This is a genomic window from Frankia sp. Mgl5 (genome assembly GCF_023242985.1).
In the GTDB taxonomy this organism is placed as follows: domain Bacteria; phylum Actinomycetota; class Actinomycetes; order Frankiales; family Frankiaceae; genus Parafrankia; species Parafrankia soli.
Genome location: NZ_JALKFY010000007.1, coordinates 20,277 through 44,605, shown reverse-complemented (window position 1 = coordinate 44,605; position 24,329 = coordinate 20,277). Strand labels below are relative to the sequence as shown.

Here is a 24,329-nt window from a genome sequence, read left to right as displayed (position 1 = left end):
GCACGTCGGACCACAGGTCAGGGACCGTGCGTCAGATGAGGTTCAGCCGCCGGTCCGCCATGCCGATCGTGAGGCGTTGGCCCCAGGTGAGAGCCACCGAGTCGGTCTCGATGCCGTCACCGAAGACGACCAGGCGCTCGGATTCGACCAGCAACTCGAGCCGGACCGCTCCGACAAGGAGCCCCTCGGTGCAGGCCGTCCCCGTGGTCGGGGACGGCCACGCCTCACGGGTGAACCAGATCAGGGCGGGTGCCTCGCCGGCCGGCAGGTCCAGGGCACTGTGCCGCTCGCGCCAGACGGACCGGCACCACCCGGTGCTGCCCGTGCCGGTGCTGACGATCAGGCCGGACGACGCCTGCCGCTCTGTCGTGACTCCGTCGTACCCGGGCGCGCGCAGGAGGTAACGGGCCGTTTGATGGCCGGGGTCCCCGATGTAGACCTCGTTCAGGGCACGCACGACCTGTCCGTCGTCGGAGCGTGCCTCGACCATGGTGAGGTGGCGCAACGGGCCGCCGGCGCCGCCCGTGCGCCGGAGCGCTTCGGCGACGGCCAGCAGGCGCCCGGTCTCGCCCGGCTGGTGCCGGACGAGCACGCCGGGGTTGCGTGAGGGATCGGCGTCGATGCCCACGACGGGCTGGTCGTCGACGTACTTGGCGACGTTGGCGACGAGGCCGTCCTGGCCGACACAGATGATCACATCCTCGGGGTCGAACAGGAAGCGGTCGAGGTCGGCGCGCTCCACCTCACCGCGCCGCCAGCTCGGCGGCACCGCGGCGGCCACCTGGCGCCGCGCCGCCGTCTGGGCGGCGTGCCGGGCCTCCACCTCGGCGATGTCCCGGCCCCGCGACCGCAGGAAGAACTCCGCCTGGCCACGGGTGCCGTGGTGCTCCAGCAGCTCGGTGTACTCGGTGCGCCGGTGGACGATCACCGCGCGCGGAGCGAGGCTCACCGCTCGCCGCCGGCCGGCACGGCGGCCGTCAGGCCGGGCCGGACGAAGCGGGCGAACGCCTCGGTGAGGACGTCCGGCGTGATGGTGAGGGCACCGATGTCCGGCAGGTGGTCGGCCAGGTCGCGCACGGCGAGGGCGACCAGCGTCGCCGTGTCCATACCGGCCAGCGCGCCGACCCGGGCGGCCTCGGCGTCGGCCTCGGCCGCGCCGACCAGGCGGACCGCGTCGGCACGGGCGGCGGCCTCCAGCCGCACCCGCTCGGCCTCGGCGCGGGCCGCGGTCTCGGCCCGCTCGGCCTGCGCGGTGGCGCTGATCCGCGCCGCCGCCGCCTGCTCGGTCATCCGGCGTTGCTCGTTGGCGCCTTCCTGGACGACGAGCTGTTCCCCGCGGCGGGCCAGCTCGATTTTGCTCTGCAGCTCGTTCTCGCCGATCCGGCGCTCCTGCTCGACCGCCAGCGCGCGGCGGCTGTAGGTGGCGCGGTCGGCCTCAGTCTGGATCTTTTCCCTGGTAGGGGTGCCCAGCGCCTTCTCCACCTCCGGCACCGGCCGGATGGCGACGACCCGGACACCGACGAGCGCGATCCCGGTCTGGGCGAGGCGGGCGTCGCCGCCGAGGCCCTGGCCGACGCGCTGGCGGACCGCCGCGACGCCGTCCACCAGGGCGTCGGTGAGCGGCATGCGGACGAGCTGGTCGGCGGCGTACTGCTGGGCGGTCTCCGTGATCATCTCGGCGAGCCGGGCGAGCGGGTCCTCGCGCCAGCTCCCCAGCTCGGGGTCGATGCCGAAGTCGAGACGGCTCGCGGCGAGCGCCGGGTCGGCGATGCGGAAGGTGACCGTCGACTGGACGGCGACGTCGGCGAAGTCCGCGGTCCGGGCGTGGAAGACCACCGGAAGCTCCCGGTCGTCCACCGGGACCTCGCTGATCACGGCGGTGCGCGGCCGGTACCAGAACACCAGGCCGACGCCCTCGTGGGCGACGGCGGTGCCCCGCTGGTGGCGGATGTACGCCGTCGGGGTGCCACGCAGGTGGCGCAGGAACAGAACACGGCTGATATCGGCCATCGCCGGACCTCCTCACACTCTTATCGTCGAACTGACGATAAGAGGAACTGTAGAGCCCTACCCCCCTTCTCGTCAACCTGACGAGATACCATCGCCGCCATGACCACGCCGCCCGCCGCCGGCTCTCGCCCCACGCCCGGCTCCCGCCCCACGCCCGGCTCCGGCACCCCGTCCGAGTCCGGCACCCTGTCCGAGTCCGGCGCCGCGCTCGGCTCCGGCGCCGCGCCTGGTCCGGCCGAGATCCTCCCGGCCGAGATCGTCCCCGTTCCGCTGGCCGTGGATCTCGTGGTGCTCACCGTGCGCGATGACACTCTCTGCGTCCTTCTGGTCCGGCGCGGGATCGAGCCGTTCGCGGGGCGGTGGGCTCTGCCCGGCGGGTTCGTCCGGCCCGACGAGGATCTCGACGCGGCCGCCGTCCGCGAGCTGCGGGAGGAGACCGGCCTGGCGCGCTCCACCGGCCATCTCGAACAGCTCGCGACCTATGCGGACCTGGACCGCGACCCGCGCGGGCGGGTGGCCACGGTCGCGTACCTGGCGCTCGCGCCCGACCTTCCGGTTCCCGTCGCCGGCACCGACGCGGCGGCCAGCCGGTGGTGGGCGGTCACCGACATCCCGCGATCCGGCTCGGACGGCGACTCGGGCGCGGACAGTACGGACGGCGGCACAGGCGAAGGCGCGGGGAGCGCGGACGGCGGCGCAGTCGGGGACGGCCGCGCGGTCGGCGGGATGACCGGGCTGGCCTTCGATCACGCCAGGATCCTGGCCGACGGGGTCGAACGTGCCCGTTCAAAGATCGAGTACAGCCCGGTGGCGACGGCGTTCTGCCCGCCCGAGTTCACCGTCGCGCAGCTTCGGCGGATCTACGAGATCGTCTGGGGAACCCGGCTGGACCCTCGCAACTTCCACCGTAAGGTCACCCGCACGGCGGGCTTCCTCGTCCCGACCGGACGGACCACAACACGGGACGGCGGCCGTCCGGCCGAGCTCTTCACCCGCGGGGACACCCGCCTGCTGCATCCGGCGATGCTGAGACCGGAACCCGGAGACCGCTGACCCGCCCAGCACCGTGTGTCGCCCGCGACCAACGCCCCGGAACGACTCAGGAGCACCGAGACGGAACAGGCGGCGCCAATGCGGTCATACCTATGGACTCGCTCACGCGATGCACACCTCAAGAAACTGTAAGTAACGCATCACGTGCCGAGCGTGAGACAGTCGTCGTGGCCGGCCGCCCGGGTTCACCCCCCGATCGCCCGGGCGCCCGGCCGTCCATCCGAGTGAGGCGCACCAGTAGCCCCAGCCACGAGCCGGCAACGGCAACGGCAACGGCGAAGCGCACCGGAAGGCCCAGGAACCGCAGCGAGCTCAGTGCAGGGCGGGCGGTTCCGCCGCGCGGGACACGTCCTGGTCGAGCGCCGCGCGACTGAGGGCCGCCGTCCAGCGGTGGAAGTCAATCAGTGATGCGCGCGGCTCCTGGCGCCACAGCGCCTGGGTCACGTAGGCGGACAGGCCGTTCGGGCCGACCCGGCGCAGCACGACCTCCAGGAGATCGCTCGGCAGATTGACCGAGACGACCCGGTACCCCGGATCCTGGTATCCCGCCGCATCGTCGAACCCCGAATCGTCCGCGTACACGCGATCCACCAATCCCGGCCGAGCGGGGCCGCACCTCGAACGCCTGCCGCGGTGCCCTCACCGACCCACGGGCCCACGGGACATTTCGCCCATGAGCCCCATCCTGACTCAGCTCTGCGCACTCCGCAATGGGTCCATGACCACGCCGAACCTGTCGGCCGACCCGTGCGCGGGCGCGCCGCCCGGGGCGGTTCCGCCGCGGTCGTAGCCGGCTCCCGTCCCGGGAACAGCCCAGTCGTCCTGGTCGGTGGCACCGTCGAGGGGACGATAGTCGTCCTCGTCGGCGGGACCGTAACCGGCTCGGGGATCGACGACCGGCTCGTCCTCGACCGACCGGTTGGCGGCCATCCGGTCGCGGCCGAGCGCGCCGATGCCGGCGGCGACCATCACCAGCGAGACGACGAAGGCGAGCAGGCGCGGGCCGTCCGGCGCGGGCTCGTCGAACAGGGTCAGTCCCAGAGTCACCGGGAGGAACGCCGAGACCCCGCTGGTGACGGGGAAGGCGATGACCGCGGCCCGGCCCTGCAGGCCGCGCTGCTCCAGCCCGAGGGCCAGCACGGAGAACAGGATGAGGACGTAGGGCGTCGGCGTGGACAGCAGGTCGATGAGCGTCGAGTCGCTGTTGCGGCGCTCGTGCACCGCGAGCCCGATCTGGCGGGTGGCCAGGGTCGCGATGGCGTAGCTGACCCCGGCGGCCAGCCCGAACCCCAGCGCGGCCCCGGCGATCTGCCGTTTCGCCGCGGCCAGGTTCGCGCCGAACGCGCACAGCAGCGAGAAGATCAGCCCGAGCACCAGGAAGGCGAGCAGGACGCCGTTGCCCGCCGGGCTGCCGACCTCCGCGTTGCGGTGGAAGGCGTAGGCGAGCAGGCCGACGCCGGCGACCATCGAGCCCACGCCGCTCCAGCCGACCCGGCTGATCCGCTCACCCAGCAATCGGCGCGCGAGCATGGTGAACACGATCATGTCGAGGGCCATCACCGGCGCGACGAGCGCGACCGGCGCCACCGACAGGGCGTAGACCTCCAGCAGGAACGAGCCGGCCTCAACCCCCAGGCCGACCAGCCACAGCGGCCGGGTGGCCAGCCGGGCCAGCAGGCCGAGCCCGAGGCCGGTGCCGGCTTCCTCCCTCCGGGCGGCCATCGCCTGCAGCAGCGGCGCGACCCCGTACAGGGCCGCCGAGACAATGGTCGTGGGCAGCCCGAGTACGAGCGCCGTGTTCATACGCGGCTCACCATCGCAGCGTCCCATCCGCCGGCACGGGCGGCCGAGCCAGGGTGCGCCGCCCCAACGGCGGCGACCCCGGCGGCATCATCTCCCACAACGCGACGGCTCCCCCAGCACATCTCATGACGTATCGACTTTCATGGCACCTGGCCCACCCGCGCGCGCGGCATCACCAGTGGACGCCCAGTCCGATCTGGGCCAGCGCCGCACCGAATGCCTGCTCCCAGGCCTGTGGGCTGACGGCGACCCGCTGCGAGGGCGGCTTGACCCGGTCCAGACAGGCCAGGGCCGACCGGGTCAGGGACAGCGAGTCCGTACTGGTCACCTCGGCGTGGCCGCGGTCGAGCTCCTTCTGCAGGTTGTCCCGCCCATGGCCGGGGACCACGTCCATCAACAGCAGGTCGCGCCCGATCACGCGAGCCTCGCTGCAGGTGTCCCCCGACGAGGTCACTACCAGGTTACTTGCGGCCATAAGTTCGGGGATCCGGTTGGTGAAGCCGAACGGGATCACCCGGTGGTCGCGCTGCGCGAGGGCGGACAGCCGGGCGGCCAGCTTCTCGTTGCGGCCGGCGACGGCGAGCACCCACACCCCGGCGGCGGCGAGCGCCTCGGCCGCCTCGACCAGCGGGCCGAGGCCCCACGACCCGGACATGAGCAGCACGCACCGGCTCTCCAGCGGGATGCCGAGATTGCCCCGGGCCTCCTCCTGGGTCGGCGGGTCGTAGAACGGGGTGCGCACCGGGGTCGGCACCACGGCGACCCGGGCCTGCGGGGCGAACCGGCGCACGTAGCGGGCCGCGGTCTGGGACGTCACCAGGAACAGGTCGGTGTTGTCCTGCACCCAGATGCGGTGCACGCAGCAGTCCGAGGAGAACACGGCCGTGGTCATCCCCGGGAACTCCGACTTCAGCCGGCTGACCGCCGCCGCGGCGGAGGCGAAGATGGAGATCACCAGGTCGGCTGGCTCGGCCCGGATGTCCTCGCGCAGCCGCGGCACGAGAAAGTGGCTGGACGTCCGCTCGATCGCCCGCGCCACCCGCCCGCCCGTACGCAGCTGCGAGAAGTGCAGCGCGTCGTACACCCCCGGGACGGCGATCAGCCCGCGGAAGGCGTTCTGCCCGAGCGTGCCGTTGCGGCCGTCCGTCATGCGCAGGCAGTCCGCGGTGCGGGTGTGGAACCCGCGGCGCTCCAGCGACGTCGCGCAGGCCTCGGCCATCACGTCGTGGCCCATTCCGAGGGAGCCGGAGAGCAGCAGCACGTTCCCGCGCCGAGACTCGGGCTCGCTCTCCGCCGTGACGTCGTCCATGATCCCCTCGATCCCGTCCATCTTCGACACGCTCATTCCGACGAGGTTGCGGAGACGCCGAGATCCCCGATCGACGGCGCAGTCACCGCGGGTGGCTGCCGGTTCGCCTGATACCACTCGATGTACTGCCGGACGCCGTCCAGGAACGGCGTCGTCGGCCGCCAGCCGAGAAGGCCGGCGGCCCGCTGCGCGGAGATCTCCCGGCCGCGGAAGTCCCCCGGCCGGGCTGGCATGTGCTCGATCTCCGTCCCGGGGAAGTGCCGCTGGACGGCCTGGGCCATCTCCAGCACGCTCACCGGCTCGTTGCCCTCCAGAGCGAGGGTGGCGTTCGCCGCGGAGTCGGCGAGCGCGAGCACGTGCGCGTCGGCCAGATCACGGACGTAGACGTAGTTGCGGAACTGCAGGCCGTCGCCGGCGACGGTCAGCGGCCGGCCGTGCACGGCATTGTGGACGAACCTGGCCAGCACCAGCTCGTCACGCATGCCGGGGCCGTAGGGGATGCCGTACCTCAGGATCGTGAACGGGAGCCCGTAGGTCTGCTGGTAGCTGTGCAGGAGCAGCTCGGCCGCGAGCTTGGTCGAGGTGTACACGTGGCCGGCCCGCGCGAGCACGATCTCGGCGTCCTCGGTGAGCGGCGCGGGCCGCGGATGGTCACCGTGCCCGGCCGGAGCGGGGACGCTGCCCGCCGCGAGCCCGGACGGCTGCTCGGTCGGTTGTGCGGGCGCGTCGGCCACGGCGCCGTAGACCCAGACGGTGCTCGCGAACACGACGCGGCGCACGCCGGTGCGCCGGGCCGCCTCGCACACCTTGCCGGTTCCCTCCACGTTGAGGCGCACCGTGCGCACCGGGTCGGCGAAGGCGAAGTCGACGTTCGACATTCCGGCGATGTGAAAGACGACGTCCACGCCGGTGAACGCGTCGACGAGCGCCTCGAGGTCGAGAACGTCGATCTCGCGATAGGCGGCACGCGGGTCGGGCCGCCCGCAGGTGTTCAGGTCAAGCGACAGCACCTCGTGGCCGGCGTCGAGGAGGCGGTCGACGACGTGACCGCCGATGAATCCGGATCCTCCCGTGACGGCTATCTTCATCGCCGGGCACCGTCCAGTTCCATTCCGTGGACGACGGCACGGAATGCCGAGATGACATGTTCGGCCTCGGCGTCGGTCATGTCGGAATGCAGTGGCAGGCAGACGTGCCGCGCGCAGATGTCCTCGGCCACCGGCAGCTGGACCCGCGCATACCGCTCGAACACCGGCTGCTGGTGCAGCGGGGCTTCATACACCTCACCCGCCATGGAGACACCGTGTCCCTCCCGGAGCTCCTTCTTCACCTGCGTCCGGTCGACGCCCCGGGAAAGAAGAACCGGGTACTTGTAGTAGTTGGTGACGCTGCCCTCGACCGCCTGCGGCCGTTCCACGCCCAGTTCGTCGATCGCCTGGTCGTAACGGGCCGCGACCCGGCGGCGGCGGGCCAGGAAGTCGTCGAGGTGACGCAGGTGGGCGCGGCCGGTCGCGGCGTGCACCTCGCTCATCCGCCAGGCGTACCCCTCGCGGATGTGAATGTTGCCGAGGAATCCTGCCTTGCCCTGGTCACGATAGAGGAGGGCTTCGTCGCGCAGCCGGTCGTCGGATGTGACGACCATTCCACCCTCACCGCACGTGATCAGCTTGGTCGGGTAGAAGGAGAACGACCCCGCCACCCCGAAGGAACCGGCGTGCCGGCCGGCGAGACTTGATCCGTGCGCGTGGGCCGCGTCCTCGACGAGCACGATGCCCCGCTCGTCGAGGAGGCCACACAGCTCGTCGATGTCCGGCGGAATCATGCCGCCGATATGCACGATGACGACGGCTTTCGTCCGCGGTGTGACGGCTGCGGCGACAGTCTCCGGGCTGAGCGCGAAGGTGTCTGCGCTCACATCGGCGAAGACCGGTGTACCGCCGGCGCGGAGAACCGCGAACGCGGTGGCAGCAAAGGTGTTCGTGGGCACGACGACGTCGAATCCGCCCACGTCGATGCCTCTTAGGATGATCTCGAGGGCGGCCGTTCCGCTGTTCACGGCGACGGCGTGGCGCGCGCCGTGCATGGCCGCGAACGCCGCCTCGAATTCCTGGGTGTGCGCACCGAGAGTCAGGGCACCGGTCGAGAGGACCTCGGCCACGACCGACGCGACCTCCGCGCGGTCTTCTGGCGAGAACACGATGCGCGCCGCGGGGACCTGCACCAGTTCAACCCCCCTAGGTCAACGAGCCTATTAGCTGTAGTCAGTCGCGCACGCAGCGCGAGCAGCTTCGAACGCTACCGGCTCGCCCCCGGACCGGCTCGCAACATCGCGAAACCTGACCATCCGAACTGGTCGAAACCAAAGGTCCGGTCCGCCCAGATCGCGTTGATTTGCACCGGACCCTGCCGTTGGCAGGCTACAGACCCCCGACAGAGCGTCAGTCGCTGCTGCCGCGCCGATGCCGCGAGAACCCCGTCGACACATCACCGCACGCCTTTTTCCTTCACCTGATCCCCACCACAACGTAACCGTGCACAGTGTTTGCGCGACGCACCGCAACCAAGGCCAGGCGATTGCTACTCATCAGGATCAGCCGGGTTCGTGTTGTCATCACCAGGATGAACGCGGATCACCAAATGGGTAGGCCCGATCGGTGTCGGACATCCGACGGCACGACAACTCCCCCGGGCGCTCACCCACCGCCCGGACATCTGCCTAACAGGCATCCGGCTGGCAGGCGCCGAGTTGCCACCCACCCGCCCGGCATACGCCCACAGACGGCCGGTAGCACGACGAGGCTGAGCGCTCACGGCCAGTGCGGGACGCGGCGGGGATGAGATCGGCTGCGCGCTCCGGGCCACACCCGGGGCAGCGCGCGCGGATGCGGAACAATGCCCGGCGACGGGTTCCATCGGCATGCCACCGACATTCGGCACGGGGGAAGAAGAAGTCCCGGCGGCCACGCGGCTCCTTGCGTACGGGGGGAACGCAGGGAGTGCGGAGCTCGCCGGGACTTCTATCCACTTTACGACCCCCAGATGTCGGACGCGACAGGACTAAAGTCCCAACCCTGGCCCGAGCCGTGGCCCGGCGGCGGGCTCACGCCTCCTCGAAGACGACCTCGCCGCGATCCGCGTCGAAGAACAGCCAGTTGGAGGGCCGCCCGATCGCCGGGCCCACGTTCACCACGACGGTGACCGGATCGGGCCCCGCGACGCGTACCGGCACCGGCACCCCGGAGACCACCGGGACGGATCGGACCGCTCCGGACCGCCCGGCGCCGGGGAACCGCGGCTCCCCGGCCCGACCGCTCTCGGCCCTGGACTCGGGTTCGCGCTCGGGCTCGGGCTCGGCGCTCCAGCGGATCTCGAAGACGGCCCGGTGGTGGGTGTGCCCCACCAGCACCAGCGGGACGGCCGGCACGTCGCGGGCGCGGGGGGAGAACGAGCCCGAGCCCGGATCGACATCCCAGCCGATCTGGTGGCCGTGCATCCCGACCGCGCAGTCCACATGGGTCATCGACACCCCGGACAGCAGCGGTGCCAGCAGCTCCGGCACCTGCTCCGGAGCGAGCAGGTCCCGGATCCGTTCCTCCTGGTTGCCCAGGATGCGCCGCAGGTCGGCGAGCTCGGCCCACAGTTTGGGGTCGGGATCGACGACCTCGTCGAGCGGCCAGAACCGCCCTGGATCGTGCCGGCGCATGGGCACCTTGGCCTCCAGGTAGTCACCCAGGCAGACCACCTCGTCGACACCGACCTCGTCGGCGGCGGCGAGGACCCGCCGCAGGGCCTTGCGTTTTCCGTGCAGGTCGGCCATGACCGCGTACCGCATGCCATCCAGCTTGCTCCGCAGGCGGGAGCCTGGACGGCGCGATCAACAGAAAGATCACATCGAGTGGACAGAGGAACGGCTCCGACTACCCGGAGGGGTCACCACAGGACCAGGCCAGGGCGGCCAAGGGACCAAAAGAGCCAGTGGCGCGACCGGGTTGTCACGTTGGCCACACACGGGAAACACCAGGGTGCTTCACTGCCACCGTGCCGCGACCGGACGTACACGATGCGCATCGACATCTCGGGGTGCTACCGGCCCACCCCTATTACGGTGGACCGCCGGTGGTCCCCGACGTCCGCGCCCGGGCGACGATCGCGCAGCTGCGCGCGGACCTGGACGCCGAGCGGACGTCCGCGGCCGTGGTGATCCCGAACTACGGCGTGCCGAAGCCATCGGTCGCCTTCGGGTTCAACGAGCTCTGTGTCGAGGCGGCCCAGGTGGACGAGCGGATCCTGGCCGGCCTGTGGGTCTCGGCGCGGCCCGAGGACACCGAGGCCACCGAGCGCGCGCTGGCACTGGCGGGCGAGCGGGGCGTGGTCGCCCTCAAGCTCAGCTTCCTGTTGGGCGGGGACGTCACCGACCCGGCCTGCCGGAGCCGGCTGGACCGGATCTTCGCCGTCGCCCGCGCGCACGACCTCGTCGTGCACGTCCACACCTCGCCCGGGGGTGCCGCCGACGTCGACCGGATGGGCACACTGGTCGACGACTACGCGGCCGAGGTCGCCGTCCATCTGGTCCATCTGGGCGGTGGCGCGAGTGGGCACATCAAGCTGATCGGCGGTCGCTTCTTCGACTGGGTCGCCGCCGGGCGCCGGGTCTACACCGACGCGAGCTGGGCGGTCGGCTTCGCTCCGCGGTGGTTCGCGGCGGAGGTGGCCCGCCGTGGCCTCGGCCACGACCGGCTGCTGTTCGCCAGCGACGAGCCGTGGAGCGACCACGAGGGCGAGCTCGCCCGGCTCACCGGTGCCATCGGCGACCCGGAGCTCGCTCGGAGGGTCCTCGCGGAGAACTTCCGCGATCTGTATCTGCGCGAACGGACACCGCGACCACACCCAGCGACTACTTAGTAACCGTCGAGCGGTCAAAATGTAAGTAGTCGATCACAACCGCCAGATTGAGACACACGGAGACCGAGACAGGAGCACGCATGGAGCTGACGGAGCTGGAGCGCCAGAGCCTTACCGAGGTTCCGCACCCCTCGCTGCCGCCTGGGAGCAACCTGTACGGCTCGACGAAGCTCTTTCCCGACTACCAGGCCGAGGACGGCGAGTCCTACCTGACGCTCGTCCACGGCATCGCGCACGAGTCGTCGGTGAGCTTCGTCGCGATCCTCCAAGCCACCCGGGCACTGCGCAAGGGCTTCGAGTCCGTCATCTACTTCTACGGGCCCGGCGCGATGAACTGCATGGCCACCCGCGGGTTCCCGCACACCGGCGACTCCGCGTTCGCCGGCGAGCACAACATCAACGCCCAGATCGAGACCTTCATCAAGGAGGGCGGCAAGGTCTACGTCTGCCGGTTCGGGCTCTCCCTGCACGGCCTGCGCGAGGAGGACCTCATCGAGGGCGTCATCCCCGCGCACCCGCTCGACATCCAGGACTGTGTCATCCATTACACCCGCAAGGGCGCGATCGTGAACTCGACGTACATGCTCTGACGCCCCGCATCCGGCTCCAGACGCTCCCGGCTCCGCACCGCGGGCTGCGGTCACCGCGGGCTCCGATCACCGCGGGCGGCCGCCATCTGCCCGCCCGGAGCCGGGACGTCCGGTGCCGGACGCACCGGCGTCCGGCCACACCGCACCCCAGCCACACCGCACCCCAGCCACAAGCATCGCGACACCTCCGCACCTCGCCAGTACCCGGCACCTCGGCGTACCGGGCCCCGCGGACACGGGCCCCGCAGGCATGGGCTCCCGCGCGCGTCCGCGCGCCGGCCGGCACCTCAGATGCCTCCGAACCTCAGATGCCTCGGAACTTCAGGTGCCTTCGAATGTCTCCACCCCGATATCTCCACCCCGATCTCCCGCCCAGGCCCACAGGCGCTGCCCCACCCGCGACCGGGCCGGGCGCGGATTCCCGACGGGAGACACAGATGAGAAACGGTCCGGCGGCCGAACGCCGGCCTGATGACGGAGCCGAGGCCCCCGTGTGGGCCGAGGCCGCGGGCTGGCTCGGCGAAGCATCTGACCGGCCCGAACGGGCGGGCGGTCCCCTGGCCCCCGTGGGCGCCCGCCCGTCGGGCGGACTCGACCTCGCGGTCCGCAGCGCCGTCGCCGTCCGCGGGGTGCGCGTCGCCACCCCGGTGCGCCGCCGCGGCGGCGCCGGTCCGAGCGACGACGGCCACGTCGTCGTCGCGGGCCGGGGACTGGCCCTGCCGATCATCCCCAGCAGCCCGTACTCCGTCGACGCCGGCCGGCTGCTGCTCGACGGTGTCGATCTCGGCATCGAGGCCAGGCCGGTGCGCCGGCCGCGCTTCTACGACCTGAGCACCGCCGACGGCGTCCCCTACTCCCAGCTCGCCCGGCTGCACGGCGCGGACGTCCTGGCCACGACGGTGCTGCAGACGTGTGTGCGGTACCGGGAGCCGGAGCGCTGCCGGTTCTGCGCGATCGAGGAGTCGCTGCGGGCCGGGGCGACCACCCGGCTCAAGACCCCCGGGCAGCTCGCTGAGGTGGCGCTGGCCGCCGTGCGGCTCGACGGGGTGCGCCAGATGGTGATGACCACCGGCAGCACCGCCGGCCCGGACCGCGGTGCCGCGCTGCTCGCCGAGTGCGTGCGGGCGGTGACGGACGCCGTCCCGGGGCTGCCCGTCCAGGTGCAGTGCGAGCCGCCGGCCGACCCCGCGTTCATCGGTGAGCTGCGCGCGGCCGGGGCGAGCACGATCGGCATTCACATCGAGTCGCTGGACGAGGCCGTCCGGCAGCGCTGGACGCCCGGCAAGGCCACCGTCTCGGTGGAGCGGTACGAGCGGGCCTGGGCCGAGGCCGTCCGGGTGTTCGGCCGCAACCGGGTGTCGACATACCTGCTGATCGGGCTCGGCGAGGATCCGGACGAGCTGGTCGCCGGCGCCCGCCGGCTCATCGCGATGGGCGTGTACCCGTTCGTGGTCCCGTTCCGCCCGATGGCGGGCACGCTCGCCGAGCGTGACGGGGCGCGGGCACCCGAGCCCGCCCTCGTCGCGGATGTGACGGCCCGCGTCGCCGCCGAGCTGCGCGCGGCCGGCATGCGCGGCGCGGACCAGGGCGCGGGCTGCGCGGCCTGCGGGGCGTGCTCGGCCCTGCCCCAGGCCGGGGGGTGATCGTGATGTCCAGTCTGTTGTCCGGGGGGCACACGCCGATCCGACACCGCACCGTGGACACACTGGCGATCTGGGGTGATCGCCGGGCGCTGGCGGGCCAGCCGCCGTACCGCGTCGAGCAGGCCGAGGACCTGGCCACCTTCACCGCCTACGCCCGTCTGCGGCGGGAGGTCTTCGTCGACGAGCAGGGCCTGTTCTCCGCGACCGTGGCCGGCGATCTGGACGAGGTCGACAGCGACCCGCGCAGCATCGTCCTGGTCGCACGGGTCGTCGGCGGGCCGGATGACGGCACGGTGATCGGCGGGGTGCGGCTGGCGCCGATCTGGCGCGGCGAGGACATCGGCGCCTGGCAGGGCGGCCGGCTCGTCGTCGCGGCGGCCGCCCGCGGGCGCTACGCGGGGGTCGGTGCCGCGCTGGTCCGGGCGGCGTGCGCGCGCGCCGAGAACGAGGGGGTGCTGCGCTTCGACGCCGCGGTGCAGCCCGACCGCGCCCGCTTCTTCGGCCGGCTCGGCTGGATGATCGCCGGGACGACCACGGTCGCCGGCCGCCCGCACGTGCTCATGCGCTGGCCCATCAACCGGCTGGCGGCGGTGGCGGCCTCGATCAAGGCCCCGCTGGCGACCCTGCTGGCCGGGATGCGCCCCGGCGGCCCCGGGTTCGTCGGTGACGACGGGGCACCGGTGCCCGGCACGGACGTCGTCGCGGCCTGCGACGCGATCGTGCCGTCGATGGTCGAACGCGACCCGTACTGGGCCGGCTGGTGCGGCGTGCTGGTCAACCTCAACGATCTGGCGGCGATGGGCGCCCGGCCGGTGGGCATGCTCGACGCGGTGGCCGGCCCGACGGCGTCCCGGGTCGCCCGGGTGATCGGCGGGCTGCGGGCGGCGGCGGAGCGCTACGGCGTGCCGATCCTGGGCGGTCACACCCAGCTCGGGGTGGCGGCCGCGCTGTCGGTGACGGCGCTGGGCCGCTCCGAACGGCCGATCCCCGCCGGCGGCGGCCTGCCGGGGCACGCGGTGACCCTGACCGCCGACCTGGGCGGTGACTGGCGCCCCGGGTACTCCGGCCGGCAGTGGGACTCGACGTCCAACCGCCGGACGGCGGAGCTGCGCGCGCTGCTGGACCTGCCGCGCCGGCACCGCCCGTGCGCGGCGAAGGACGTCAGCATGGTCGGGATCGTCGGCACGCTCGGCATGCTCGCCGAGGCGAGCGGGTGCGCCGCCGAGCTGGACGTGGCCGCGGTCCCCCGGCCGGCGGGCGCCACCGTCGGTGACTGGCTCACCTGCTTCCCCGGTTACGCGATGCTCACCGCCGACGTCGACGACCGCCCCGTTCCCGCGCCGAGCCCGGCGACGTCGCAGCGCTGCGGCCGGCTGCTCAACGGGACGGGAGTGACCCTGCGCTGGCCGGACGGTGTGCTGACCCCGGCGCTGTCCGGCCATGTGACAGGGCTGGGCCACGCGTGAGCGCGGACCGCGGGGATGGCGCGCGCGGGGGGCCGGAGCCGGCCTCCCGCGCGGTGACGATCGCCGCGGTGACCGCGCCGTTCACCCGTGACCTGGACGAATGCCTCGCGGCGATCAGCCGGCTGGTCGACGGGGCCCGGCGGCGCGGGGTGGATCTCCTCGTGCTGCCCGAGGGGGCGCTCGGCGGCTACCTGCGGGCGCTGCCCCCGCGCGGGGACGATCTGGCCCCGCGCGGGGGGCCACCCGCCCTCGATCCGGACGGTCCGGAGATCACCCGGCTGGCGGCGATCGCCGGGGATATGGTGGTCTGCGCGGGATACGCGGAGCGTGACGGGCGGTACCGGTACAACAGTGCGGTGTGTGTGCACGGTGATGGCGTCCTCGGCCGGCATCGCAAGGTCCACCAGCCGCTCGGCGAGTCCCTCGCCTACGAGGCCGGCCGTTCCTTCACCGCGTTCGACAGCCCACTCGGCCGGATGGGGATGATGATCTGTTACGACAAGGCGTTCCCCGAGTCCGGGCGTAGCCTGGCGCTCGCCGGCGCGGACATCATCGCCTGCCTGTCGGCCTGGCCGGCCTCGCGTACCCACGCGGCCGACGACCTCGCCGCGGACAGGTGGCGGCACCGCTTCGACCTCTACGACCAGGTGCGCGCGTTGGAGAACCAGGTCGTGTGGGTCTCGTCCAACCAGGCCGGCACGTTCGGCTCGCTGCGCTTCGTCGGCAACGCGAAGATCGTCCATCCGGACGGCTCCGTGCTCGCCTCGACCGGCACGGGCGCGGGGACGGCCGTCGCGACGGTCGACGTCACCGCGGCGCTGCGGGCGGCCCGCAGCGGCCTGAACCACCTGCGGGACCGCCGCGGCCCGAGCTACGAGAAGCAGTGCCTGCTCGCCGGTGAGCCCTACGACCCGCGGCGGGCCGCCCGCCCGGCGGCCCCCCGGCCCACGGCCGAGCACGGATCTCGCCCGTCCCAGCCCGCGGGACCGGCGCACTGATGCCCAACGCGATCATCATCGGCGCGGGGGCGGCCGGCCTGACCGCGGGCCTGCTGCTCGCGCGCCGCGGCTGGCGGGTCGACGTGCTCGAACGGGACGTCGACGACCGGCCCGGCGACCTGGCCGGCATCGACGACTGGCGCCGGCCGGGCGCGACGCAGACCTGGCACTCGCACGCCTTCCTGGCCCGCTGCCGGTCGCTGCTGGCCGAGCACGCCCCGGACGTCCTCGCCGCGCTGCGCGCCGCGGGCGCGCTCGAGGTCCGGCTCGCCGAGCACGCGCCGCCGACGCTGACCGGCCCCGCGCCGGCCGACGACGAGCTCGTCGTCCTCGGGTGCCGGCGGGCGGTGCTGGACTGGGTGCTGCGCGAGGTCGTCGCCACGCAGCCCGGTGTGACCGTTCGCTCGGGGACACGCGTCGTCGGCCTGCGCATCGAAACCGATCCCGCCCCGGCGGGGCCCGCGTTCTCGCGCGGGCCGGTGCGGGTCCGTGGCGTGCGGTTGGCTGACGGCTCCAGCCGTGACGCCGACCTCGTCGTCGACGCCGCGGGGCGGCTCTCGCCCGTGCGACGGTGGCTGGCCAACGCGGGCGCCGACCTGCCGGCGCCGGCCGAGGCCGACTGCGGCATCGCCTACTACTCGCGCTACTACCGGCGTAGCGGCCCAGCACCGGACATCGCGCTCAACCGCGGTCACACCACCGGCGCCTCCTTCGACCGCTACTCCTGCCTGATGTTCCCAGCCGACGGCGACAGTTTCTCGATGACCTTCGGCGTGCTCCCCGAGGACACCGGCATCCGGGTGCTTCGGCACGGCGCGGCGTTCGACGCGGCGGTGCGGTCCATCGAGATGTTCGTCCCGTGGCTGGACCCCGGGAACGTGCGGCCGGTCTCGCCGGTCACCGCGATGTCGCACCTGACCAACCGGCTGCGGCCGCTGGTCGCGGACGGGCGTCCGGGCGTGCTCGGGCTGCTGGCGATCGGTGACGCGGCGGTCATCACCAATCCCGCGCACACCCGCGGGGTCTCACTCGCCGTGCTCGGCGCCGTCCGGCTGACGGAGGTCGCGAGCGGGCTGCGTGACCCCGCCGAGCGGGCGCTCGCCCTGGACGAGTCGATGCGGGCGGAGCTCGCGCCGTGGTTCGAGGACTCGTGCGCCCAGGACGCGGCCCGGCTGCTGCGCTGGCGTCCCGAGCAGCCGATCGTGCCGCAGGCGCGGGGTGCCGAGCCCGCCGAGGGCGCGCCGCCGACCGGCTACACGCCCTGGCCGGCGGCCCCGGCCGGCGGTGCGGGCGCCGCGCGGCCGGCCGGCGTCACGAACGGCGAGGCCTACCTCGCCGCGCGCCGCGACCCGGAGATCTGGCACCGGTTCACCCGGCTGCAGAACCTGCTCGCCACCCCGTCCGACGTGCTGGGCGAGTCGGGGTTCGCCGCGCGGGTCCGCGAGATCCTGGCGACGGGCTGGCGGCCCGCGGGCGTGCCCGGGCCGAGCCACGACGACCTGGTCGGGCTGGCCACCGACGCGCTCGCCCGGGTCGGTGCCCCGGAGCCCCGGTGAGCGGGGGTGACGGTGAGCGGGGGGACGGTGAAGCCCCGGTGAGCGGGAACGCGGCGGGCGGCCCGCTCTCGGTGGCGCTGCTGACCTACTCCACCCGGCCCCGCGGCGGGGTGGTGGCCACCCTCGCACTGGCCGAGGCACTGGCGCGCGCCGGGCACCGCGTCAGCCTGTGGACGCTGGCCCGCGGCGGGGACACCGGCTTCTTCCGCCCGGTCGACCCGGCGGTCGAGGTGGTGGCGGTGCCGTTCCCGGAGGTCGCCGACGAGACGGTCGGGGAGCGCATTCTGCGCTCGATCTCCGTCCTCCGGGATGCCTTCGAGGCGTTTCCCGGCGGGTACGACATCGTGCACGCCCAGGACTGCATCGCCGCGAACGCCGTGGCCGACTGCGTCCGCACTGTCCACCACCTGGACACCTTCACCACCCCCGAGCTCGTCGCCTGCCATGAGCGGGCACTGCGCCGGCCGTACGCGCACGTGTGCGTGTCGGCGGCCGTCGCGGCCGAGCTGGCCGCCGGCTGGGGGATCACCGCGACGGTGATCCCGAACGGTGTCGACGCGGCCCGCTTCACCGCGGCTGCCGGCCCGGAGGCTCCCGCCCGCGCGGCCCGCGGGCGCTGGCGTGCCCGGCTCGGCCGGTACGTGCTCGCCGTCGGCGGGATCGAGCCGCGCAAGGGGACCGCCGACCTGGTCGAGGCGTTCGCGCTGCTGCGGGAGCGGGTGACGCCGGTCTCCCTCGTCGTCGCCGGTGGGGAGACCCTGTTCGACTACCGCGGGTACCGCGAGCAGGCGCTGGCCCGGGCCGCGCAACTCGGCGTCGAGCCCGTCATCCTCGGGCCGGTGGCCCACGAGGAGCTGCCCGCCCTGGTCGCGGCGGCGAACGTCTTCGCGTTCCCGTCCGCGAAGGAGGGGTTCGGGCTGGCCGCGCTGGAGGCGCTGGCCGCGGGTGTCCCGGTCGTCACCCGTGACCTGCCGGTGCTACGCGAGGTGCTGGCCGCGGCCGGGGACGCGGTGCGCTTCGCCTCGACGCCGACCGAGTTCGCGGCCGCGCTGGAGGCGTTCCTCGACTCCGCGGAACGGCGGCCGGCCGCGGGCGCCGAGCAGCCGCGGGCGGGAGCGGGCGCCGGACATCCGCGGGTGGCGGCCGGGCGGGCGGTCGCGCGAGGGTACAGCTGGGCGACCGCGGCCGACCGGCATGTCGCCCTTTACCGCGAACTGATCAGAACACAGGTCACCGGACGGCCGACGCGCCGAATCAGCGTCATCACAGATAAATCATCCATCTCATTGTAAGAACTTAATGACGGAAAGCGACACCCCAGACCCGGATCCGGTCCGGACGGTCCCACAGGGTGCCGAATCGACTCTGCTCCGTCCGCCGCGGCGAGTCGGAAATCCGACGAATGAGTCACCGCGCCGATGGACCCCGGCCGCACCGCGTCCACGGTGTTTCATCGAGGATGCGGCGGTCGCCGAGAACCACAACGACGAGCCGAACGGCAGACATAGATGTATGACGAAGCACCGGCCTGGTACGAGGCCGCCATCGATACTCGTCCCGAGCGGCTGGAGACCGAGGTCGACGGGACGATCATCAGCTACCGGTGCTGGGGGCGGATCGACGGTCCCGCAATCGTGCTGGTGCACGGCGGCGCGGCCCACGCGGGCTGGTGGGACCACATCGCGCCGCTGATCCCGGCCGAGTACCGGGTGGTGGCTCTGGACCTGTCGGGCCACGGTGACAGCGGGCGCCGCGAGGAGTACTCGCTGAGCACGTGGGCATCCGAGGTCGTGGCGGTGATCGACCACGCCGGGATCACGTCCCCGCCGATCATCATCGGGCACAGCATGGGCGGCTGGGTGACCATCACGACGGCCGCCGAGTACCCGGACCGCGTCGCCGGCATCGTCGTCGTCGACTCGCCGGTGAAGGAGTCGACCCCGGAGGAGCGCGCCGCCCGCGAGCGGACGGCCTTCGGCCCCCTGCGGGTGTACGCGACGGCGGCCGACGCGTTGGCACGGTTCCGCACCGTCCCCGAGCAGCCGAACAGCCTTCCCTACATCATCGACCACATCGCCCGGAACTCCATCGGCGCGATGCTCGGTGGCTGGACGTGGAAGTTCGACCCGAACGTGTTCGGCAACCGGACGCCGTCCCCCGAGGTCCTGCGCAAGGTCCACTGCCGGGTCGCGCTGTTCCGCGCCGAGAACGGGCTGGTCACCCCGGACATCGGCGAGCTGATGTACAACCTGCTCGGCCGGGTCGCGCCGGTCATCGAGATCCCGCTCGCGGGGCACCACGTGATGCTCGACCAGCCGCTGATGCTGGTCACCGGGATCCGCACCATCCTGGCCGACTGGGAGCACTCGTCCCCGCAGGAGCGCGCCGACTAGCGGGCCGGCCGGCGGCGCGGGTTGCCACTCTCCGCCACATCCACGGTTAATCCGAGGTCGGGCGGGCATCCGGGTCTACACCGATCCGAATGGACACCGCCGGAGGGCGGGGTCAGGTCCGGTCGAGGAGGAGACGGCATGACCAGCACTTTCACCCGCCAGCCCACGACGTCGGCCCCAGCACCCCCCACCGACCTCCCGGTCGCCCCGGGAGACGTCCCGGCATCTCCGGACGGCGTCCCCGCCGACCAGGCCGGCATCCCGGGCCTTCCGCCCGATGCCACGGTGCAGACCACATCGTCGCGGATCACGCCGTCGGCCCCCGCCACGGCGACGGAGCCGCGGCCGACCTCAACCGGCCGCCTCGTCTCCGACGTCGCGACGGACGTCTCCACCCTGTTCCGCCAGGAGATCGCGCTCGCCAAGGCCGAGCTGCGCGAGGAGGCCACGAAGGCCGGCAAGGGCGCGGGGATGTTCGCCGGAGCCGGCGGGGCCGGCTACTTCGCGCTGCTCTTCGTCCTGCTCGCGGTGATGTTCGGGCTGGGCGAGGTCATGGCACTGGGCTGGGCCGCGCTGATCGTCGGAGTGGTGCTCGCCGCGGTCGCCGCCGTCCTCGCCCTGCGCGGCCGCAGCACGGTCCGCAACGTGCACCCGGCGCCGACGCAGACAGTCGAGACGCTGCGCGAGGACGTCCAGTGGGCGCAGAGCCGCCGGCACTGATCCGCCGGCGCTGATCCCACCGGCACTGATCCCACCGGTACCGATCGCCGGTACCGATCCGCCGGCGCTGAGCCCACCCCAACCGCTATCACCGACCAGCGACGGAAGACGTCCCAGGCCGACGTCCAGGCCGAGCCGACGTCCAGGCCGAAAGGAAGGCGCGCGTGACCAGCACAACACCTGATGAGATCCGGGCCGATATCGAGGCGACCCGCGCCCAGCTCGGCCATGACCTCGACGAGCTCTCCGACCGCGTCAGCCCGCACAAGGTCGCCGGGCGCACCGCCGCCGGGGTGAAGGAGAAGGTCGCGGGGGCCGGCAGCGCGCTGAAGCCGAAGCTCGACGAGGCGACCCTCCGGGCGCGCGGGAGCGCCGGGCACGCGGCCGCCGTGGCGCAGGAGACGGCCCACCGCCAGCTCGACGCCCACCCGCAGGTGGCGGATGCCCTCCATCGGACCACGGCGACCGCCGGCAGCGCGGTCACCATCGGTCGGGAGAAGGCGACGCAGACGGCCACCGCGGGGCGGGCGAAGGCGGGGGCGCTCGTCACGGCCGGGCGTGACCGGGCGCGGGAGAACCCGCGCGCGGCCGGCTCGGCCGCGGGCGGAGCGGCGGTCCTGGGCGTCGTGGCCGCCCTGGTCGCCCGCCGCCGCCGGCGGCGGCGCCGCGCCGGCGACATCTGATCACGACGGTTCCGGCGGCGCCGGCACCGCCGGGCCGGTGGCCACCGGCGATCCGGTTGCGGCTGAGGCTGCCGCGGCCGAACCGGTGGTGACAGCCGGGGTGGACGGCTCCGCGTCGGAGGTCAGGACGCGCGGCACGGCGACGATGCCGTGCCGGCGCCGCAGCTCACGCAGCCGCGACTCCTGGTCTGCGCTGATCTCCTCCTCGGCGAGGCGCGCCTGCGCCGTGTCGGCCGTCCAGCGCACGGCGGTCTCGACGCCGTCACGGCGCAGCAGGTAGTCCTCCCAGCGCCCGGCGAGACGCGCCGCGACCACCGGGGCCAGGTCGCGGCGCTCGCGGGCGGTGTGCCCGACCTGCAGCGCGTCGACCTCGACGGAGGTCTCGTCCCGCCAGCGCTCGAGGCGCTCGCGCTGCCGGTAGGAGGTGCGGTCCAGACCACGCTTGAACAGCAGCGGGGCGAGGTCGATGCCGAGCAGGAGCAACATCAGCAACAGGCGCCACACCAGGACGGAGCGGTCCTCGGTGGTCAGCCGCCAGAACGCCTTCTCCCGCATCAGCAGGTCGTCGGCCGCGCCCGTCGTGGTCTGCACCGTGGCCGCGAAGTCGGAGCGCCTGGCCTTCTGCGCAGCCCGAAACTCGTCAAGATCACGTTGGGCGGCGTCGCGCAGCCGAGTGGCGTCGGTGACGGCGGCGGTGGCCGCGGCCAGCTCGGCCAGCTTGATCTGGTAGACCGGGCCGGCCCCGCCCAGGCAGGCCGGGCCACCGCCGGACTGGCCATCGCCGGACTGGCCACCGGTGAGCTGGCAGTTCACCTCCGCCGTCTTCGCCTCGACGAGATCGTCGGCGGCGTCGAGGCCTTTCTGTTTCGCCGCGAGATCAGCCGTGCGGGCGGCGAGCTCGCTCTCCTGGTTCGCGTCCCACCCGGCGAGTAGGTGCCCGGCGTCCTCCTGCTGTATCTCGGCGACCCGGCTCGCGATCGAGGACTCGAAGATCCGGAGCAGTACCGTCTCCCCGACGATTACCGCCGCGCACACCGCGATGAACACGCGGACCGCCACGGAGAATCCAGCCCGGCCGGTTTCCACACCGCCGTCCGCGCCATAGCGGTACGGGGTCTGGGTCAGCAGGACGGACCGGTCGATGAAGAAGATGAACAGCGCGTAGAAGATGCCGAACGGCAGCGCCTGGAGGGTCCCGATACCGAACCCGAGGGCCACCACCGTCGCCCCCGCACAGGTGGCAAGTGCCGCTGTCAGAAGCATCAGCGCGCCGGCCGTGACGAAACGGGCGCGCTCCGTCGGCGGGAGGAATTTCGCCTGCGCACCGGCGAAGAATGCCAGCATGTCCCCGAAAGCCCGTACCGGGCCAGGACGGCGCGGTCGTTCGCGGGAATGTTCGGAAGTCTGCGGTGAATCTGACACAGGACCCCCGTCCAACCGGTACTTCACAGATTCGCGCAGCATTTTGCCGGGCAGATCTGGCGCCGCCGGTGACACCCCCGGGCAGCGCGGCAACGTTATCTCCCGGCCGCCGTCCCCACAATTCATGGCTGAGAGCGGCGGCCCGGTGGGGCGGCCAACCGGATTTGTCGTGCCCGGGATAGTCTCGTTTTCGGCGGAGGTGCCGGCGCCGGCCGGGCCGAGTTTGGACGGAGTGAACGATGGCGCAGATCAGTGTCGAGGTGGAACGAATCGTCGGCGGCCCGCCGGAGCGGGTGCTGGCGCTGCTGGCCGACTACGCGGGGACGCGGGCCGAGTTGTGGCCGGAAATGATCACCGACTACAAGGTGGTCGAGGGCGGGGAGGGCCCCGGCACCCGGATCACCTACCGGCTGCACGCCACCCGCAAGCGCGTCCGCGACGTGGACGCGGTGGTCACCGCCCCCGCCGCGGGCAGCCTGCTGGAGGCCGACCAGCGCTCCTCCCTGCGCACCCGCTGGCAGGTGCGCGCGGCCGGCGCCGGCGGCAGCACGGTCACCGCGCTGACCACCTGGGACGGCGCGAGCGGGGTCGGCGGGTTCTTCGAGAAGACCTTCGCCCCGATCGGCATCCGCAAGCTGAGCAACGCCGTCCTGGACGGACTGGAGACCCGGCTGCGCCCGCCGGCCTGACCAGGCGATCTCCCCACGACCGGGCCCGGGGCCGCGGCCGGGCCCGGGGCCGGGCTACCCGGCCTCGGCCGCCGTGCCGTCCTCGGCGGTGCCGCGGACGGGCGCCGCGCACCGGATCGCGATATGCAGGCGGACCACGGTGCCGACCGGCGAGGAGCGGAGCTGGACGAGGTCACAGAGCTGATGGGCCAGCCACAGCCCCCGGCCGCCCTCGGAGTCCAGCTCCGGGATCCGCTGGCCGACCAGCGGGTCGAGCACCCGGCCGCGGTCGGCGACCTCGCAGATCAGGGTCGGCCCCTCCACCCAGATACGCAGCCGGCCGATCCCGCCGCCGTGGCGCACGCTGTTGGTGACGATCTCGTGGATGGCCAGCCTCAGGTCGTCGACCCGGCTGTCGGGCATACCGACCTCTCGGGCCCGGCCGACCGCCACGCGCCGCGCGGCAGACACGTCCCGCCCGGTGAAGCGCAGGCTGACGACCGCCCGGCCGGCCACCGCGGGCGCCGGCAGCCCCATCTCGAACGCCTCCGGCACCCCCGGCCCCAGCGGCGCGGACGCCGGTGCCCGGGTGCGGCCGAGCAGCGGGTCGGGCGCGGCGCGGTACGGGGCGCCGCCGCGGGCCGCGCCGTCGCCCAGCACCCGCGGATGGGTCCGCCACGCGGCGTCCACCACCGGTGCCGGTAGCGTGGCCGCGTCGTAGGCACAGCGTAGCCGCAGCCCGGACGATGCCCCGAAGGCCAGATTGGCCAGTGATTCGCAGTGGTGGCACTCGGCTATCTCCGCCGGGCTCCGCCCGGCCCAGACCAGCTCGCCGAGGCCACGTGCACGGGTTCCCCGGGCCCGGGCCTCGTCCAGAAAGGCCGACCAGGCCGGAATGACCCGGCCCGGATTTCGCCCGAATTCGGTGATGTCCAGGAAGGAGATCTTCGACACGATCGAGCCCAGCACTGACCGCAGCAGCCCGGCGTTGGCGGGCGTGACCGCGACCAGGACGGCCTCGTCACGCTGGACACCGGCCCGGACGAATTCCACCGCGCCGGCCAGGAAACCGGCCGGGCCGCGGTGGACGAGCGCCTCGTGAACGAATGCCAC

General features: G+C 73.1%; 22 protein-coding genes. 12 read left to right on the top strand and 10 right to left on the bottom strand.

Features of this window, described 5'->3' with window-relative positions; all coding sequences use genetic code 11:
* Positions 1-31: 31 nt before the first annotated feature.
* On the bottom strand, positions 32-949 hold the full coding sequence (locus tag MXD62_RS05150; RefSeq protein WP_248828283.1) for a hypothetical protein: 918 nt from the start codon (positions 947-949) through the stop codon (positions 32-34).
* Entirely contained in the window at positions 946-2,010 is a 1,065-nt protein-coding gene (locus tag MXD62_RS05145) for an SPFH domain-containing protein (protein ID WP_248828282.1), read from the bottom strand. The genes MXD62_RS05150 and MXD62_RS05145 overlap by 4 nt, the downstream gene beginning before the upstream one ends.
* A 99-nt stretch (positions 2,011-2,109) precedes the next feature.
* Between MXD62_RS05145 and MXD62_RS05140 the strand changes: the two genes are divergently transcribed.
* Positions 2,110-3,063 (top strand): NUDIX hydrolase, encoded by a 954-nt coding sequence (locus MXD62_RS05140; RefSeq protein WP_248828281.1) that lies wholly within the window; start codon positions 2,110-2,112, stop codon positions 3,061-3,063.
* 312 nt (positions 3,064-3,375) lie between these two features.
* Here MXD62_RS05140 and MXD62_RS05135 read toward each other — a convergent pair whose 3' ends face one another.
* From MXD62_RS05135 to MXD62_RS05110, 6 genes are all read right to left on the bottom strand, one after another.
* Positions 3,376-3,645 carry a hypothetical protein gene (locus MXD62_RS05135; RefSeq protein ID WP_020572301.1) on the bottom strand — a complete coding sequence of 90 codons (270 nt, stop codon included), beginning with the start codon at positions 3,643-3,645 and terminating at the stop codon, positions 3,376-3,378.
* Between the two features lie 108 nt (positions 3,646-3,753).
* Complete coding sequence (locus tag MXD62_RS05130; protein WP_248828280.1) at positions 3,754-4,866, bottom strand: EamA/RhaT family transporter; 1,113 nt, start codon at positions 4,864-4,866, stop codon at positions 3,754-3,756.
* 172 nt (positions 4,867-5,038) lie between these two features.
* A complete protein-coding gene (locus tag MXD62_RS05125; RefSeq protein ID WP_248828383.1) occupies positions 5,039-6,196 on the bottom strand; it encodes a glycosyl hydrolase in 1,158 nt (385 codons plus the stop codon).
* An 11-nt stretch (positions 6,197-6,207) separates the two neighbouring features.
* Positions 6,208-7,263, bottom strand: coding sequence for an NAD-dependent epimerase/dehydratase family protein (locus MXD62_RS05120; protein ID WP_248828279.1), 1,056 nt, complete (start codon positions 7,261-7,263; stop codon positions 6,208-6,210).
* A complete protein-coding gene (locus MXD62_RS05115; RefSeq protein WP_248828278.1) occupies positions 7,260-8,396 on the bottom strand; it encodes a DegT/DnrJ/EryC1/StrS aminotransferase family protein in 1,137 nt (378 codons plus the stop codon). The genes MXD62_RS05120 and MXD62_RS05115 overlap by 4 nt, the downstream gene beginning before the upstream one ends.
* A gap of 879 nt (positions 8,397-9,275) precedes the next feature.
* A complete protein-coding gene (locus MXD62_RS05110; protein WP_248828277.1) occupies positions 9,276-10,007 on the bottom strand; it encodes a metallophosphoesterase in 732 nt (243 codons plus the stop codon).
* Positions 10,008-10,213: 206 nt separating this feature from the next.
* On the opposite strand from MXD62_RS05110, the gene MXD62_RS05105 reads away from it, so the two are divergent.
* From MXD62_RS05105 to MXD62_RS05060, 10 genes are all read left to right on the top strand, one after another.
* Positions 10,214-11,077, top strand: coding sequence for an amidohydrolase family protein (locus MXD62_RS05105; RefSeq protein WP_248828276.1), 864 nt, complete (start codon positions 10,214-10,216; stop codon positions 11,075-11,077).
* An 80-nt stretch (positions 11,078-11,157) separates the two neighbouring features.
* The gene (locus tag MXD62_RS05100; protein WP_248828275.1) at positions 11,158-11,667 is read left to right on the top strand and encodes an MSMEG_0572/Sll0783 family nitrogen starvation response protein; all 510 of its coding nucleotides are present in this window, start codon (positions 11,158-11,160) and stop codon (positions 11,665-11,667) included.
* Between the two features lie 437 nt (positions 11,668-12,104).
* Positions 12,105-13,310, top strand: coding sequence for an MSMEG_0568 family radical SAM protein (locus MXD62_RS05095; protein WP_248828274.1), 1,206 nt, complete (start codon positions 12,105-12,107; stop codon positions 13,308-13,310).
* A 5-nt stretch (positions 13,311-13,315) separates the two neighbouring features.
* Positions 13,316-14,776: an MSMEG_0567/sll0787 family protein gene (locus tag MXD62_RS05090; RefSeq protein ID WP_071059817.1), complete on the top strand. Its 1,461-nt coding sequence runs from the start codon at positions 13,316-13,318 to the stop codon at positions 14,774-14,776.
* Entirely contained in the window at positions 14,773-15,774 is a 1,002-nt protein-coding gene (locus tag MXD62_RS05085; RefSeq protein ID WP_248828273.1) for a carbon-nitrogen hydrolase family protein, read from the top strand. Before MXD62_RS05090 ends, MXD62_RS05085 begins: the two co-directional genes overlap by 4 nt.
* On the top strand, positions 15,774-17,330 hold the full coding sequence (locus tag MXD62_RS05080; RefSeq protein ID WP_248828272.1) for an NAD(P)-binding protein: 1,557 nt from the start codon (positions 15,774-15,776) through the stop codon (positions 17,328-17,330). The genes MXD62_RS05085 and MXD62_RS05080 overlap by 1 nt, the downstream gene beginning before the upstream one ends.
* 38 nt (positions 17,331-17,368) lie before the next feature.
* Positions 17,369-18,622 (top strand): MSMEG_0565 family glycosyltransferase, encoded by a 1,254-nt coding sequence (locus MXD62_RS05075; protein WP_248828271.1) that lies wholly within the window; start codon positions 17,369-17,371, stop codon positions 18,620-18,622.
* Positions 18,623-18,838: 216 nt separating this feature from the next.
* Positions 18,839-19,723 (top strand): alpha/beta fold hydrolase, encoded by an 885-nt coding sequence (locus tag MXD62_RS05070; RefSeq protein ID WP_248828270.1) that lies wholly within the window; start codon positions 18,839-18,841, stop codon positions 19,721-19,723.
* A 138-nt stretch (positions 19,724-19,861) separates the two neighbouring features.
* Entirely contained in the window at positions 19,862-20,443 is a 582-nt protein-coding gene (locus MXD62_RS05065) for a phage holin family protein (RefSeq protein ID WP_248828269.1), read from the top strand.
* Positions 20,444-20,607: 164 nt separating this feature from the next.
* Positions 20,608-21,126 (top strand): DUF3618 domain-containing protein, encoded by a 519-nt coding sequence (locus tag MXD62_RS05060; protein WP_248828268.1) that lies wholly within the window; start codon positions 20,608-20,610, stop codon positions 21,124-21,126.
* Here the strand turns inward: MXD62_RS05060 and MXD62_RS05055 are convergent, their stop codons facing one another.
* Positions 21,127-22,470, bottom strand: coding sequence for a DUF4407 domain-containing protein (locus MXD62_RS05055; RefSeq protein WP_248828267.1), 1,344 nt, complete (start codon positions 22,468-22,470; stop codon positions 21,127-21,129).
* A gap of 317 nt (positions 22,471-22,787) precedes the next feature.
* Between MXD62_RS05055 and MXD62_RS05050 the strand changes: the two genes are divergently transcribed.
* The gene (locus MXD62_RS05050) at positions 22,788-23,237 is read left to right on the top strand and encodes an SRPBCC family protein (RefSeq protein WP_020464077.1); all 450 of its coding nucleotides are present in this window, start codon (positions 22,788-22,790) and stop codon (positions 23,235-23,237) included.
* A 54-nt stretch (positions 23,238-23,291) separates the two neighbouring features.
* Here MXD62_RS05050 and MXD62_RS05045 read toward each other — a convergent pair whose 3' ends face one another.
* Positions 23,292-24,329 carry a sensor histidine kinase gene (locus tag MXD62_RS05045; RefSeq protein ID WP_248828266.1) on the bottom strand — a complete coding sequence of 346 codons (1,038 nt, stop codon included), beginning with the start codon at positions 24,327-24,329 and terminating at the stop codon, positions 23,292-23,294.